Source organism: Marinospirillum sp. (genome assembly GCF_044810985.1).
Lineage (GTDB): Bacteria > Pseudomonadota > Gammaproteobacteria > Pseudomonadales > Halomonadaceae > Marinospirillum.
On the sequence record NZ_CP085242.1, the window covers coordinates 588,488 to 603,393 of the forward strand.

General features: G+C 51.9%; 13 protein-coding genes. 11 read left to right on the top strand and 2 right to left on the bottom strand.

From position 1 onward, the window contains the following. Nucleotides 1-68 precede the first annotated feature (68 nt). From LG323_RS02790 to LG323_RS02835, 10 genes are all read left to right on the top strand, one after another. The gene (locus tag LG323_RS02790; RefSeq protein ID WP_404418841.1) at nucleotides 69-446 is read left to right on the top strand and encodes a hypothetical protein; all 378 of its coding nucleotides are present in this window, start codon (nucleotides 69-71) and stop codon (nucleotides 444-446) included. Nucleotides 447-507: 61 nt separating this feature from the next. Then, a protein-coding gene (locus tag LG323_RS02795) for an IS3 family transposase (protein WP_404418843.1) occupies nucleotides 508-1,658 on the top strand; the annotation gives its coding sequence in 2 pieces (ribosomal slippage) (nucleotides 508-772 and nucleotides 772-1,658; 1,152 coding nt in all). Between the two features lie 29 nt (nucleotides 1,659-1,687). Then, a protein-coding gene (locus tag LG323_RS02800) for an IS3 family transposase (protein WP_404418845.1) occupies nucleotides 1,688-2,856 on the top strand; the annotation gives its coding sequence in 2 pieces (ribosomal slippage) (nucleotides 1,688-1,940 and nucleotides 1,940-2,856; 1,170 coding nt in all). A gap of 18 nt (nucleotides 2,857-2,874) precedes the next feature. Beyond that, on the top strand, nucleotides 2,875-3,897 hold the full coding sequence (locus tag LG323_RS02805; RefSeq protein ID WP_404418847.1) for a restriction endonuclease subunit S: 1,023 nt from the start codon (nucleotides 2,875-2,877) through the stop codon (nucleotides 3,895-3,897). A 28-nt stretch (nucleotides 3,898-3,925) separates the two neighbouring features. Beyond that, entirely contained in the window at nucleotides 3,926-7,102 is a 3,177-nt protein-coding gene (locus LG323_RS02810; protein ID WP_404418849.1) for a type I restriction endonuclease subunit R, read from the top strand. A 132-nt stretch (nucleotides 7,103-7,234) separates the two neighbouring features. Then, nucleotides 7,235-7,381, top strand: a complete 147-nt coding sequence (locus tag LG323_RS02815; protein WP_404418851.1) for an alpha-amylase — start codon at nucleotides 7,235-7,237, stop codon at nucleotides 7,379-7,381. A gap of 56 nt (nucleotides 7,382-7,437) precedes the next feature. Then, the gene (locus LG323_RS02820) at nucleotides 7,438-8,130 is read left to right on the top strand and encodes a hypothetical protein (protein WP_404418853.1); all 693 of its coding nucleotides are present in this window, start codon (nucleotides 7,438-7,440) and stop codon (nucleotides 8,128-8,130) included. 461 nt (nucleotides 8,131-8,591) lie between these two features. Further along, complete coding sequence (locus tag LG323_RS02825) at nucleotides 8,592-9,629, top strand: GIY-YIG nuclease family protein (protein ID WP_404418855.1); 1,038 nt, start codon at nucleotides 8,592-8,594, stop codon at nucleotides 9,627-9,629. A gap of 404 nt (nucleotides 9,630-10,033) precedes the next feature. Further along, entirely contained in the window at nucleotides 10,034-11,551 is a 1,518-nt protein-coding gene (gene istA, locus LG323_RS02830; RefSeq protein ID WP_404416226.1) for an IS21 family transposase, read from the top strand. Further along, a complete protein-coding gene (locus tag LG323_RS02835) occupies nucleotides 11,538-11,795 on the top strand; it encodes an ATP-binding protein (RefSeq protein WP_404418857.1) in 258 nt (85 codons plus the stop codon). The genes istA (LG323_RS02830) and LG323_RS02835 overlap by 14 nt, the downstream gene beginning before the upstream one ends. A 23-nt stretch (nucleotides 11,796-11,818) precedes the next feature. Here the strand turns inward: LG323_RS02835 and istB (LG323_RS02840) are convergent, their stop codons facing one another. Both istB (LG323_RS02840) and istA (LG323_RS02845) read right to left on the bottom strand, forming a co-directional pair. Further along, nucleotides 11,819-12,574, bottom strand: coding sequence for an IS21-like element helper ATPase IstB (gene istB / locus LG323_RS02840; protein ID WP_404416229.1), 756 nt, complete (start codon nucleotides 12,572-12,574; stop codon nucleotides 11,819-11,821). A 12-nt stretch (nucleotides 12,575-12,586) separates the two neighbouring features. Then, nucleotides 12,587-14,128 carry an IS21 family transposase gene (gene istA / locus LG323_RS02845; protein ID WP_404418318.1) on the bottom strand — a complete coding sequence of 514 codons (1,542 nt, stop codon included), beginning with the start codon at nucleotides 14,126-14,128 and terminating at the stop codon, nucleotides 12,587-12,589. A 127-nt stretch (nucleotides 14,129-14,255) separates the two neighbouring features. On the opposite strand from istA (LG323_RS02845), the gene istB (LG323_RS02850) reads away from it, so the two are divergent. Then, nucleotides 14,256-14,882 (top strand): IS21-like element helper ATPase IstB, encoded by a 627-nt coding sequence (istB, locus tag LG323_RS02850; RefSeq protein ID WP_404418859.1) that lies wholly within the window; start codon nucleotides 14,256-14,258, stop codon nucleotides 14,880-14,882. The last annotated feature ends 24 nt before the right edge of the window (nucleotides 14,883-14,906 follow it).

Consider the following 14,906-nt stretch of genomic DNA (forward strand, 5'->3'; position numbering starts at 1 on the left):
GTTCTTACTTATGCGGGACTGAAGGAGCATACCGATGGAGTTAAGCAAATAATTGAGGGGTTGTCGGCGTGAGTTTCCCACAGTACCCGAACTACAAAAGCTCTAATCTAAAATGGCTTGGGGATATCCCTGATAGCTGGGATTTGATCCGACTTAAACATTTGTTCTCTCTCGTAAAACGACCAGTAAGAGAGGGCGATGGAATTGTCACTTCCTTCCGGGATGGGGCTGTAACGCTTCGATCAAAGCGAAGGACTGATGGTTTTACCAATGCTGTTCAGGAAATTGGTTATCAAGGAATTAGGGCAGGAGACTTGGTAATTCACGCGATGGATGCATTTGCTGGAGCAATTGGAGTTTCTGATTCGGATGGCAAGTCATCCCCCGTTTATTCTGTTTGTGTGCCAAATTCAGAGGCCTCAAGCCTTCCAGAGTATTATGGCTGAGGTGGTCTAATGGATTTGTACAACCCAGTTAAGCATAATCAACTTAACTGAGGTGAAAGCAATGACAACACGCAAGAAATACTCCAAAGAATTCAAACTGGATGCCATCAGTCTGGTGCTTGAACAGAATTACACCCGAACTGAAGCCGCAAGAAGCCTGGGCATCAACTCCCAGATGCTGGGGCGCTGGGTGCAGGAACACCGGTCTGATGAGGGTCAGTCCTTTCGTGGTAATGGCAAGCTGACCCCCGAGCAGGAAGAACTCAGAAAGCTCAAGGCCCAGGTCAAACGCCTTGAAATGGAAAGAGATATATTAAAAAAGGCGACGGCATTCTTTGCAGCCGAAACGAAATAAAATATTCGTTCATCACCCAGCACAAGAATGCCTACCCCATCAGCCTGCAGTGTCAGGTATTGGGTGTCAGTCGCAATGGCTATTACCAGTACCAGAAGCGTCTGGAGAATGGCCCGGATAACCCTTTGCGTCAGGAAATGCTGGAAGAGGTCAAGAACATTGCCGAGAGTGCAGGCTATGTCTATGGTAGCCGTCGAATGCAGCGAGCACTCAATGCACTCGGCTACCCGGTGAGCCGAAGCAAGGCCAGAAAACTAATGCGTGAGGCGGGTGTTCAGGCCCGTCAGCGCAGGAAATACAAGGCCACGACCAACAGCAACCATGGTCATCCGGTCTTCGACAACCTGCTCAAGCGCAAGTTTGATGTGCCTCAGCCTGACCAGGCTTATGCCTCCGATGTAACCTACATCTGGACGCAGGAAGGCTGGCTTTACCTGGCTGTTGTCATCGACCTGTGTTCACGCCGGGTGGTGGGCTGGAGCATGAGTTCAAGAATGAAGTCGAGGCTTGTTTGCGATGCCTTGCAGATGGCTCTGTGGCAACGACAACCCCAGGCCGGGTTAATCCACCATTCGGATCGGGGTTCCCAGTATGCCAGCAAAGCGTTCCGACGTTTACTGAAAGCCCACGGCATCCGAGGCAGCATGAGCAGGAAAGGTGACTGTTGGGACAATGCTGTTGTGGAAAGCTTCTTTGGCAGCCTGAAGCAGGAGCGGGTGCACTGGAGGAGTTACCAGACACGCCATGAAGCCCAACAGGACATTCTGGAGTACATCAGTATGTTCTATAACGGCAGGCGGCTGCACTCCTATCTGGGCTATATGAGGTGGTCTAATGGATTTGTACAACCCAGTTAAGCATAATCAACTTAACTGAGGTGAAAGCAATGACAACACGCAAGAAATACTCCAAAGAATTCAAACTGGATGCCATCAGTCTGGTGCTTGAACAGAATTACACCCGAACTGAAGCCGCAAGAAGCCTGGGCATCAACTCCCAGATGCTGGGGCGCTGGGTGCAGGAACACCGGTCTGATGAGGGTCAGTCCTTTCGTGGTAATGGCAAGCTGACCCCCGAGCAGGAAGAACTCAGAAAGCTCAAGGCCCAGGTCAAACGCCTTGAAATGGAAAGAGATATATTAAAAAAGGCGACGGCATTCTTTGCAGCCGAAACGAAATAAAATATTCGTTCATCACCCAGCACAAGAATGCCTACCCCATCAGCCTGCAGTGTCAGGTATTGGGTGTCAGTCGCAATGGCTATTACCAGTACCAGAAGCGTCTGGAGAATGGCCCGGATAACCCTTTGCGTCAGGAAATGCTGGAAGAGGTCAAGAACATTGCCGAGAGTGCAGGCTATGTCTATGGTAGCCGTCGAATGCAGCGAGCACTCAATGCACTCGGCTACCCGGTGAGCCGAAGCAAGGCCAGAAAACTAATGCGTGAGGCGGGTGTTCAGGCCCGTCAGCGCAGGAAATACAAGGCCACGACCAACAGCAACCATGGTCATCCGGTCTTCGACAACCTGCTCAAGCGCAAGTTTGATGTGCCTCAGCCTGACCAGGCTTATGCCTCCGATGTAACCTACATCTGGACGCAGGAAGGCTGGCTTTACCTGGCTGTTGTCATCGACCTGTGTTCACGCCGGGTGGTGGGCTGGAGCATGAGTTCAAGAATGAAGTCGAGGCTTGTTTGCGATGCCTTGCAGATGGCTCTGTGGCAACGACAACCCCAGGCCGGGTTAATCCACCATTCGGATCGGGGTTCCCAGTATGCCAGCAAAGCGTTCCGACGTTTACTGAAAGCCCACGGCATCCGAGGCAGCATGAGCAGGAAAGGTGACTGTTGGGACAATGCTGTTGTGGAAAGCTTCTTTGGCAGCCTGAAGCAGGAGCGGGTGCACTGGAGGAGTTACCAGACACGCCATGAAGCCCAACAGGACATTCTGGAGTACATCAGTATGTTCTATAACGGCAGGCGGCTGCACTCCTATCTGGGCTATATGAGCCCAAATCATTTTGAGCAGCAGTGGTCGGAAGTGAAAGAGGCGGCTTAACTGGGTGTCACAAAAACCTTGACCACGTCAGGCAAGCTTCTACGCAGTATGGCGTTGTCAGGCTTTGTCACATCCTTGGCGAAGGGCATCCGTGAACGGTCTACAGATTTTCGATGGTCCGATGCTGGTGAAGTTTTTCTGCCAGTTCCATCGGCAGTGGAGCAGAAACAAATCGCCCGCTTCCTGGACCACGAAACCGCCAAAATCGATGCCCTGATCCACGAACAGAAGCGCCTGATTGAGCTGCTGCAGGAAAAACGCCAGGCGGTGATTTCCCATGCGGTGACCAAGGGGCTGGATCCGGATGTGCCGATGAAAGACTCCGAGGTGGAGTGGCTTGGTGAGGTGCCGGCTCATTGGTCGGTTGGAAAGCTAAGGTGGTACGCAACCATTCAAGGGGGAATTGCCAAAGGTAAAGATTACCAAGACCAAAAGACGGTTACTCTTCCATATCTGCGGGTTGCGAATGTTCAGGCGGGCTATGTGGACTTGACGGAGGTAAAGGAAATTGCGGTCCTTGAGTCAGAAATTGAACGTTATAGCCTGAGATCTGGTGACGTCCTCATGAATGAGGGTGGAGACAACGATAAGCTAGGAAGAGGAACGGTGTGGCAAGCCGAAATCAATCCATGCTTACACCAAAACCATGTCTTTGCGATTCGTCCGAACAAATACTTGAAGCCAGAATGGTTGGCTATGTTTACTCAGTCGAGCCGGGCTCGCTCGTACTTTTTCCTAAACTCCAAGCAAAGTACGAATTTGGCATCAATTTCATCAAGTAATGTAATGAATTTGGATTTGCCACTACCTTCGACGGAAGAGCAAGAGCAGATACTTAAGTTTCTTGAAGTTGAACTCAGTCGCTTTACCGAGTTGCAGAAGCAAGCTGATGCGGGAATTCAGTTACTTACTGAACGCCGTTCAGCCCTAATTTCTGCCGCCGTCACCGGCAAAATCGATGTCCGTGACTGGCAGCCACCCGCCGACGAAAGTGCTTTTGATGAGGAAGTCCGCCAAATCGGCATGGAGGCCAGGGTATGAGCAGATCCCCATTTTAATAGGAGCAGTCATGGCAGACAGCCGCGAAAAGTTTTTCCAGAATGACATCCTGGCGGATTTGAAAAGCCAGGGCTGGCTGGTGGGTAAGCCTTCTGGCTATGATCCGGTTCATGCGGTCTACACCGAGGATCTGGTGGGCTATTTCAAGGAAGCCTGGCCGGAGCGTTGGGACAAGTTTTGCCAGAGCAATCTGCAAAACCCTGAGCAGGTGTTGGTGCAAAAGACGGTTCGGGCACTGGAGAAGAAGGGCACGCTGGATGTGCTTCGCCATGGTTTCAAAGTGCCGGGGGTGAAGATCGATCTGTGCAGCTTCAAGCCAGACCATGACATGAACCCGGATACTGAATACCGCTATGCGGCCAACCGGCTGCGGGTTGTTGAGGAAGTGTCCTATTCACCCCATGCCCGGACGGGTAGCTACAATCCCCGCCTGGATCTGGTGTTGTTTGTGAATGGCCTGCCCACGGCCACGCTGGAGCTGAAAAGCGAGTTCAAACAAACCGTTGAACAGGCCAAGCGCCAGTACAAGAAAGACCGCCCGGCAAAAGATCCATTAACTCGCAAACCGGAACCCTTGTTGACCTTCAAGCGAGGGGCATTGGTCCACTTTGCCGTCAGCCAGGACGAGGTGGCCATGACCACCCGGCTCAATGGTCAGGATACCTTTTTTCTGCCGTTCAACCGGGGCACGGAAGACGGCGGTGCCGGTAACCCCAGGGCCGAGGATGAAAACAGCTACGCCACGGGCTATCTGTGGCAGACGGTGTTCCAGAAGGATGCCTGGCTCAAGATTATTGGCCGCTTCCTGCATCTGGAAAAGAAAACCCAGGAGGACTTCTACGGCAACCGCAAGACCAAGGAAACCCTGGTCTTTCCCCGGTATCACCAGTGGGATGTGGTGAATCAGCTGGTTCAAACCACGAAGAAGGAGGGTGCCGGGCAGCGCTACCTGGTTCAACACAGTGCAGGTTCCGGAAAATCCAATTCCATTGCCTGGTCAGCTCATCAACTGGCTCAGCTGTACGATGAGGACGGCCAGAAGTTATTCAGCTCCATCATTGTCGTCACCGACCGCACGGTGTTGGACAGCCAGCTGCAGGACACCATTTATCAGTTTGAACACGCCCAGGGGGTGGTTCGCCCGATTACTCGGGACATCGGTAACCAGAGTAAATCGGAGCAGTTGGCGGATGCGCTGGCTGAAAAGACCCGCATTATCATCGTCACTATTCAGACCTTCCCGGCATTATTTGATGCCCTGGACAAACACCCGCAACTGGCATCAGGCCGCTATGCGGTGATTGCTGACGAGGCGCATTCCTCCCAGACCGGCTCTTCTGCAACCAAGCTGAAAGCCATACTGGGTGGTGATTTGCCGGATGGCGAAGAGATCAGTGCGGAAGAGTTGCTGGACGCGGCGGTTGCCTCCCGCAAGCCCAGCCAGAAGATCAGCTATTACGCCTTCACGGCCACACCCAAGGGCAAGACGCTGGAGTTGTTTGGTCGTGTGCCCGATCCATCTCAACCACCCAGCGAAACCAACAAGCCTGAGCCTTTTCATGTCTATTCCATGCGCCAGGCGATTGAGGAAGGTTTCATTCTGGATGTGCTGAAGCGCTACACCACCTACGCGGTGGCCTGGAAGCTAGCTCACCCGGACGGCGAAGATGAAGAGGTGGACTCCAAGAAGGCCCGAACCAAGTTGGCCAAGTGGGTGCGGCTGCACCCGTATAACATCAGCCAGAAGGTGGAGGTGATTGTTGAACACTTCCGGGAGAATGTGCGTCATCTGTTGGACGGCCAGGCGAAAGCCATGGTGGTGACCTCTAGCCGCCAGGAAGCCGCTCGGTATCAACTGGCTATGCTTCAATACATCAAGGAGCAAGGCTATAACGATGTGCATCCGTTGGTGGCCTTTTCCGGCAGCTTGCCGTCGGATGAGGTGTTGCCCGAGGAAGTCACCGAAACCAGCAGTTTTCTCAATCCGGGCCTCAACGGACGCGACCATGCCAAGGCTTTGGATACCGACGACTTCAACGTGATGCTGGTGGCCAACAAGTACCAGACGGGTTTTGACCAGCCCAAGCTCTGTGCCATGTACGTGGACAAGAAGCTCAAAGGCGTGGAATGTGTGCAAACCCTGTCCCGGTTGAACCGCTTATTCCCCGGCAAGGAAACCTTTGTCCTGGACTTTGTGAATGACGCCAGCGACATCCTGGAATCCTTCCTGCCTTACTACAATAAGGCGGAATTGAGCGGAGTGTCCGAGACTCAGGTCGTCTATGACCTGCAGGATGTGTTGGATGCCGAACAGATCTACCACTGGAACGAAGTAGAGGGCTTTGCCCGAGCCTTCTTTGATCCCAAGGCCCCCTCCTCACAATTGAGTTATTACTGCAAGCCTGCCCAACAACGCTTCAACCAGCGCTACAAGATGCTGCGTGAAGAACGCAAAGACGCCCAGGGCGCACGACGCCAAGCCGAGAAAGACGGCAACGAACATGGATTGAAGCAAGCGGAGGCCACGCTCAAAGAGATCGGTGAAGGCCTGGATCAACTGGATCTCTTCAAGAAGAATCTGGGCAGCTTTGTTCGGGCCTATGAGTTCATGGCTCAGATTATCTTCTTCGATGATTCGGAACTGGAGCAGTTGTGTGTCTTCGCCAAGCACTTGCTACCGCTGTTGCGCCAGGAAGCACTGGATGATGACGAGCTGGATATCACGGAGCTGCAGCTGTCGCATTACCGAATCACCAAACGTAAAGAACACGAACTCAAGCTCGCCGAGGATGAAGGGGACTATGTGCTGGACCCGGTGACTGAGATGGGATCCGGCAAGGCGCATGACCCGGAAAAAAAGCGACTCTCTGAAATCATCGAAACCCTGAATGATCTTTTTGGTGCTGAAGTCTCGGACGAGGATCAGCTGCATTTTGCCAATGGCATTGCGGATCGTGTACGCCGCGATGAGGCCGTGATGGCGCAGGTGAACAGCCATTCTAGGGATCAGGTGATGCATGGTTTGTTTCCAAAACGGCTGACTGACCTGGTGCTGGATTCGATGACCGACCATGAAAAACTGTCCATGGAAGTGCTGGAAAACGAAAGCAAACAAAAAACCTTTGCCCTGCTGATTTTGAAGCTTCTTTCCGAGCAAGGCCAAGCTGGTTCTGAATACTACAGCTAGGTAATTCAGCTTTACCGTGATAAAAAAATTAAAATATCATCAAATATCACTTTTTATCATTTTTTTATCAGTTGCGCTAAGAGCACATCTTGCTAGCATGGGTATTGCAAACTAACCAACAGGAGAAACATCATGGCTAAGCAATCTAATCACAATGCCGATATTTCAAACAGCAATAAAGGCACCAACGGCACTAACATCACCTACGATAAAAACCAAGGAAATCGAGGTGGGCAAATGAACCCTAATAATCCGCAGAACTCAGGCAAGAACAAGTAAGTTCGTTCAGGGGAGGAGAGATCCTCCCCTATTTTTTCGCTTGGTGGAACAGCAAAATGGATGAAACTAAAAATAAGCGCAAAAAAACCAACAAGAAACCATTCAAGCAAACCAGAGAGCTGGTCAGGATGGCTTTAAATGATGGCTGGACTCAGACGGAAATAGCTAAAGTATGCCGACTTGGTGATAAGCCAAATCATCAGTCAGTCGTAAGCGATTGGAGTCGTGGAAAGAAAAATGCTACAGAACAACAACTGCGCCCACTTCTTGAAATTTATGGCAGCAGGCTGAGAAGAAATACCTTTAAGGTTTACAGAGGTCAAGACCCAGAAACTCAGGAAGACATTTATTATCGTGTCGAAGGAAAAGTGATTCTGAGCCATACCTTGAACATAATAAATAACAAAGGCAAACTGCCATGGCTGCGAATCATCATACATTGGCAGAGTCAGGATAAATTTATTGTGGTAGTTCAGGATCGAAGTTGCTTTCCTGCTCCCAATGGTAAAGATGGGGATTTAGCCCTGCACCCGCATACGGTTAAAAATGATCACAATGGACAGTGGGTTGCAATTATTCGAGAAAAAAAAGGTGTGGGTGATTTGCTGTCTTACGTGAAAATACTCAAAGAAAATTTCATCAAAGATTTTGACTTAGATGCCATCACTCTCCCGTTTCTTACCGTTGAGGCTTTGCTCAAGCAGGGTATCGAGGTCGATGGTGTTGTGAAATACGACATGGAATGGTAAATTCATCAGGCAACCCAAAAAGGCTAGGGCGTCTTCAAAGCCCAAAATCAGGCTGTTAAGCCTTTGGAGTTACGCGCCTTATAACCCAGGCAGCCCCGCCAGTTAGCCCTTTGCGCTGGCGGCGCGAAGTAACTCCGTTTGGATTCCATGGCCGCCGCTTTGAATAAAGCTAGGAGAAAGGTAGTTCCGATTATCTGAACCGCCGTCATGGAATATTAGGGTAAGGGGTGGGCAAAAACCCAAGCCGTCAGTTTTCTGGCCGCTTGGGTTTTTTTATGGCTAGAATTGGCAATCCCTCGGTAACCCAAGCCATATATAACTTGAGAGATAAGTTGAGTCGGTCGCTGGATCGTTAACATTCAGACTGCTACGTCGATATGTTGCTATTAAGTAATATATGGGTGGCAGGATGCAATTACTCCCTTATTTCAATTGATACTCTTAATATCGGATTCAAGGCCATGCCCGATTATCAGGAATGCAGAGAGTGGCTGAAGGCTGAAGGCCAATGCGATGAGATTGAGTTTGTAGGCCGTTTTTTTAAGCCAAGAAATTCCGGCTATTTTTTGACTTGGAGAAGTGACATGAGTAGACAAGGGCGCAGCATTCGTTTGTTTTTAGTTGATGGGTTGGCCAATGGCTTGATGACTGCGGAAATCATGAATTGGACGGGGCACGCTTTAACTGGGCCTCGTACTAAGCTACCTGAACTGGTTCAGCGACCTGAATGTGCTCGTACCGGTGTCTATTTTCTCGTGGGTACAGACCCTGAAAATGCAATGCGTCCCTTGGTCTACATCGGGGAGTCGGATGATATTGCCAAGCGATTGAAGCAACATCATCGTCCAGAAGATCAGGGTGGCAAGGATTTCTGGGAAAAGGTCTGTGTGATTTCAAGTAAAGATCAAAATCTAACTAAAGCCCATGCAAAATTTCTTGAAAGCAGACTACTTGCCTTGGCTAAAGAATCGGGTCGCTGTGGTCTGATCAATAACACCGCCCATGACTACACCATCCTGCCTGAGTCTGATCAGGCGGATATGGCTTTCTTTATTGAGCAAATACGCATGCTCTTGCCTGTTCTCGGCTTTGATTTTCTGCGTGAGCGGCAAAAGGCGACCCAAATGCCACAGTCTTCCAATAAGACTGAAGAGTCAGTCACGACCTTTGTGATGGAGATTGCAAAATACGGCATCAAAGCGCAAGCCAGAGAAGTCGAGGGAGAGTTTGTGGTTTTGGCTGGAAGCTATGCAAGAGATCATTGGGCCAGTAAAACTGACTACGCCAGTTACAAGCCGCTTTACCAGCAACTGGTGCAAGATGGTGTATTAGCTCAGGATGATAAAGGGGGCATGCGTTTTACCCAGGATCAGGGTTTTTCCAGCCCGAGTGCTGCCGCAGCTATTGTCTCTGGACGGCCTGCCAATGGTCGGACTGTCTGGTTTGAGAGCCAGAGTCGTAAAACTTATGGCGATTGGCAAAGTGAGCAGGTGGAGTAAGCCCAAAGTAAAGCAGTGAATGACGTAGGGGTAGGGGTGTCAGTTTAAGTGTTCATCACATTAAAATATACTAATATACATAATGAAATTGCTTTGAGCTTTGCTAACTAAAATGTAACTACTCGTGTTGCAGGTACTCCGTATACTTTTTCCCGGGGTAAGCGAGGCAGGGTGACTATTATCAAACATGGCAATGGTTGAATCTAAGAAATGGGGTTTGAACCCGGAATACTGAAAAAAATTAAAGCCACTACTCCCGAAGCAGGGTAGTTGTTAATGGCCAACTAAACTGACCCGCTTCTGGCCATTAATTTTGACCCACCCCCAAGGTGGCTTTGGCCACCAAAACCAGTACCTTCCCTCAACGATGATGATTAAGGGGAAGGGTTTTGAAGGAGTGGGTTGTGATTCATAAAATCAAAGCACTACACGACAACGGCCAGGGTCTTTCCGTCCGAGCCATCAGTAAGCAGTTGTCCATCTCTCGCAATACCGTTCGCAAGTATCTGCGTCTATCGGAAGAAGCCATTCAAGGTCAGCAATCAGACCCCAGTCGCAGCAAAAAGCTGGATGATTACCGCAGTTATCTGGTGTACCTACTGGGTGAGTTCCCCAAGCTGAGTGCGGTGAAGGTTGCTCGTAAGCTGCGTACTAAATATGGCTCCATCCCTGCATCTGATCGAAGTTTGCGCCGTTATATTCAACAGCTGCGCCAGGAAGTGGCTGTAGCTCAGGTTCGCTACTTTGAACCCATTATTGATGATGTGGCCGGTGTTCAATGTCAGGTTGATCCCGGCGAGCTGCGAGGCGTTCGGGTCGGTGATCAGGAGGTCACCCTTCACTTTGTTGTCTTCGTGCTCTCTTTCTCGCGTCTGATGTATGTGGGCCTGAGCTTCCAGCCCCTTGATACCCAGGCCTTTATTCAACTGCATGATGAAGCCTTCCGGTATTTTGGCGGCATCACCGAAGAGTGTGTTTATGACCAGACCAAGCTGGTGGTGATCAAGGAGCAATACCGGGAAATCGAGGCCAACCAGCGCTTTTACCAGTATGCCACCACCGCAGGCTTTAGAATCCATGCCTGTGAAGGCTATGACCCCCAGAGCAAGGGCAAGGTGGAAGCTGGGGTCAAATACGTCAAGCAGGACTGCTTTTATGGCGAACACTTCACCTGTCAACAAGCCGTGAGAGACCATCTGCAAAACTGGCTGGATGAAGTGGCCAACCGTCGTGAGCATGGCACCACCGGCCAGATCCCCCACACCGTTTTTATGGCCGAAGAACGAACTCAGCTGAAGCCTTACCTGGCCCCCAGCAGTCTTCGTCAGCCTTCGGCGATTGAAACTCGTCGTGCGGATAAAACCGGTCTGATCAGCTACCAAGCCAATAAATACTCCGTGCCTCTGGCCTGGCAGCAATCTCAGGTCGGTGTAATGCAGCAGGAAGGCCGTCTGGTCATTACCGACCTAAACACTGGTGAGACCCTGGCCGAACATACCCTGTGCCTGGAAAAGGGGCGCATCATCAAGAACAACAACCACTACCGGGACAGGGAAGCTCGGGTGGCGCAGCTGGAGACCGAAATCAGTCAAATGCTGGGAAAGGCTCTGGGTCAGACACTCTGCCAGCAGATCAGGCGCTCAGAGCCTAGAGTCGTCAAGGATCAGCTGGTTGCCCTGAAATCCATCCTGGCTCACCTGGAGCCGGAAGATCGAAAGCTGCTTGTGCAGCTGGCCGAGCGGCCCGGCATTACCGCTGGCAAGATCAAACGCTACCTGGAGGCGGAACGTCAGGCGCGGAGCAAAGGGCGTTATCCAGATCACGGTCTGCCAGAGGCTACTTCGGCCAACCATGTAGACCTCTCGGCTTACCAGCGACTTGGCCAGTCCAGTGGCCAGGAGGTGACCCATGGGGCAGCTTGAACAAACCCGCGCCCGCTGCAAAAGCCTGAGGCTGACCTGGATGGCTCAACAGCTCCCTCAGCTGCTCGGTGAAGCTGAAAGTAATGACTGGTCTTATCTACAGTGTATCGACCACCTGATGGGCTATGAGCTGAAAGAACGCGATCAAAAACGCATCCAGCGTCTGCGTAAACCGCTGAAGGTTGCCACCCATTCCATTTCAAAGCTGCCACCCGGACCGCGGCAAAGCTGCCACCCCAGGTGATGCTCAATGCGGGGTTTTCATTGTTATTCCGAAGGTGGGTTTTCAGTCAACTTTTTTCGCTTTTTTCTCATTGATTCCCCTCTTAAATTGATCTTGTAGGCGTTGTGTACCAGTCGATCCAGGATCGCATCAGCCAGGGTGGCATCACCGATGACACCGTGCCATTCCTCAACGGGCAGCTGGCTTGTGGCGATAGTTGAACGTCGGCCTTGTCGATCCTCCATGACTTCCAACAGGTCCCGACGGTTTTCTGCGGTCATCTTCATGAGTCCCCAGTCGTCCAGAAGCAGCACATCAACCTTGGCCAGGTTGGCGAGCAGGCGGGGGTATTGACCATCACCCTTGGCTACGGATAGCTCGTGGAACAATCGGTTCAGGCGAACATACTGGGCGGTGTAGCCTTCTCGACAGGCTTTGTGTGCCAGAGCGCAAGCCAGCCAGGTTTTGCCCACACCGGTTGGCCCTGTGATCAGTAGATTCAGGTGCTCCTTGATCCACTGACAGCTCCCCAGGGATTGAATGAGTCCCTGGTCCAGCCCCCGCGGACTGCGATAGTCAATGTCCTCAAGGCTGGCCGTGTGCCGGAGTTTGGCTCGCCTTAATCGACTGCTCATGCGCCGGTTTTCTCGCTCGGTCATCTCTCGATCCACCAGTAGGCCCAGTCGCTCTTCAAAGCTCATTTGTTCGCTTTCAGGTGTGAGGGACAGGTCGGTTAGAGCCGCTGCCATGCCATTGAGTTTGAGGGCGTGGAGTTTGTCCAGAGTGGGGTGTTTTAACATGATGAAGATCCTTTAATGGTAGTAGGCAGGGCCACGAATATTGTCGTGCTGATCCGGTAGGGAGAGCTCTTCCTGGATGTCCAGCGGTTGCTCATCCAGCCGGTGCTTGAGGATGGATTCGATGCTTTTGTAGCGGTAGCTACCCAGCATCAGGGCTCTTTGGCAGGCTGACTCCAGCCGTTTCTCACTGTAGGCCTTGCCCAGCCTCAGGATCCCCAGACAGGCTCGGTAAGCTTGTTGAGGGTGCTTGCGATGCGCAAGCGCCTTGATAATCATCTGCTCGGTTGCCGGGCCCGTTTTCGCAGCCCATTTCACCAGTCGCTCGGGGGTCCATTCACCGGCCTGGCGGTGGGCTTCAGGCATGTGTGCGGTCACCGTGGTATGACGACCCTTATGGGCACTGCGCTGATGGCTGGCAACGCGCTGGCCTCGATAAAAGACCTCAAGGGTGTATTCAGTGACTCTCAGCTCCACCTCCTTTTTTACCAGGCTGCAAGGAACCGAGTAATAGTGCCCCTCAAAGGCTACGTGGTAGTCCATGTGGACTCGTGCCTTCTTCCACTGGGCATAGGTGTAGGGTTCCGCAGGCAGGGGCTGTAGAGCCGGACGATCGATGGTTTCAAAGTGCTCCTGGCGATTGCCAGGCAGTTTGCGGAAGGGGCGCTGATTCAGCAGGGTGAGCAGTTCGCGGATGGAAGCGTTTAACTGACCCAGAGAGAAGTGTTGTCGGTGTCGCAGGGCCGCCAGGATCCAGCGTTCAACGATCAGCACACCGCCTTCAGCTTTGGCCTTGTCGCGGGGTTTACGAACCCGTGCAGGCACAACCGAGACCCCATAATGGGAGACCATGTCCTGGTAGGTTGGGTTCAGATCGGGTTCATACCGGTGAGCCTTGGTGACACCGGATTTCAGATTGTCTGGAACCACGAGCTCAGGCACACCACCCAGGAACTCAAAGGCACGAATGTGAGAGTGGATCCAGTCTGGCAGCTTCTGCGACCAGGTGGCTTCAGCAAAGGTGTAATTGGATGCCCCCATGACCGCAACAAAAATCTGAGCTTCACGGATCTCGCCTGTGTTGGGATCAATGACGGGGGCTGTCTGACCTGCATAATCCACAAAGAGCTTTTCACCGGCTCGGTGATTCTGACGCATCACCAGATCCAACTTGCCTTGCCAGCTCCGATAGTGATCACAGAACCAGCTGTATTGATAACCCTCAGGATTGGCCGCACGGTACTCCTGCCACAGCAGGAAGAGGGTGGTTTTAGGGAATTTAAGCTCCTGATGGATCTGCTGCCAATCAGGTAGGCCTCTGGCCTGAGCAGGCAAGTCAGGCGCTGGAGGAAACAGCTTCTGCTCCAACCTGGACTCATCCATCTCAGCGGGCAAGGGCCAGTTCAGACCCGCTTCTGAAAAACGTCGCAGATACTCGCTCACAGTCGGGCGACTGATACCACAGGTTGCAGCAACCTGCCGGTTACTGAGCCCCCTGTCCCATTTGAGACGCAGGACTTCTTTAATCTTACGCATGGATAACCTCTTGGCTGGCATCTGCTCATCTCCGAATGAAATGAAGTCAGATTACCGGTTAGTTATCCCGCAGGGAGCATCAAAAAAGGGAGATTCAGGCTCACTGCTCAGGTGGCAGCTTTGCCGTGGAATCAGTGGCAGGCTTCGCGTGGAATGGGTGGCAGCTTTCGTCTGGAATCAGTGGCAGGCTTGGTCTGGAATACGCAAGCGTCACTTCAAACAAGCTCACTTCCCGATGGAAAAGCGCCTGGATGACTTCGACTATCGTCACCAGACCACCATCAATAAACGCCAGATCAGTGCGCTGCTGGACTTCAACTTCCTGGATCAGCGCCAGAACCTGGTGTTCATCGGGCCACCGGGAGTGGGCAAAACCCACCTGGCCATTGGCCTGGGCTACAAAGCCATCGAAGCCGGTTACAAGGTGCTGTTCAAAACGGCCATGACCCTGGTGGAAGAGCTGGAACTGGCTGAAAAACGCGGTGAACTGAAAAAGCGGATCAGCCTGCTGGCCAAAAACGACCTGCTGATCATTGATGAGCTGGGATACCTGCCCATGAGCCGCCAGTCCCGCTATAACCTCTTCCAACTGGTCAACAGCCTGTATGAGTACCGCTCCATCATCCTGACCACCAACAAGGACTTCACCGACTGGGGAGAGTTCTTCCATAACGACAATGTGGCCATACCCATCGTAGACCGGATTATCCATCACTCACACATCTTCATGCTGGGAGGAGAAAGCTATCGACTGAAAGAAAAGTTAACCAACTAACGCACCAGGTGGGTCAATTTTATT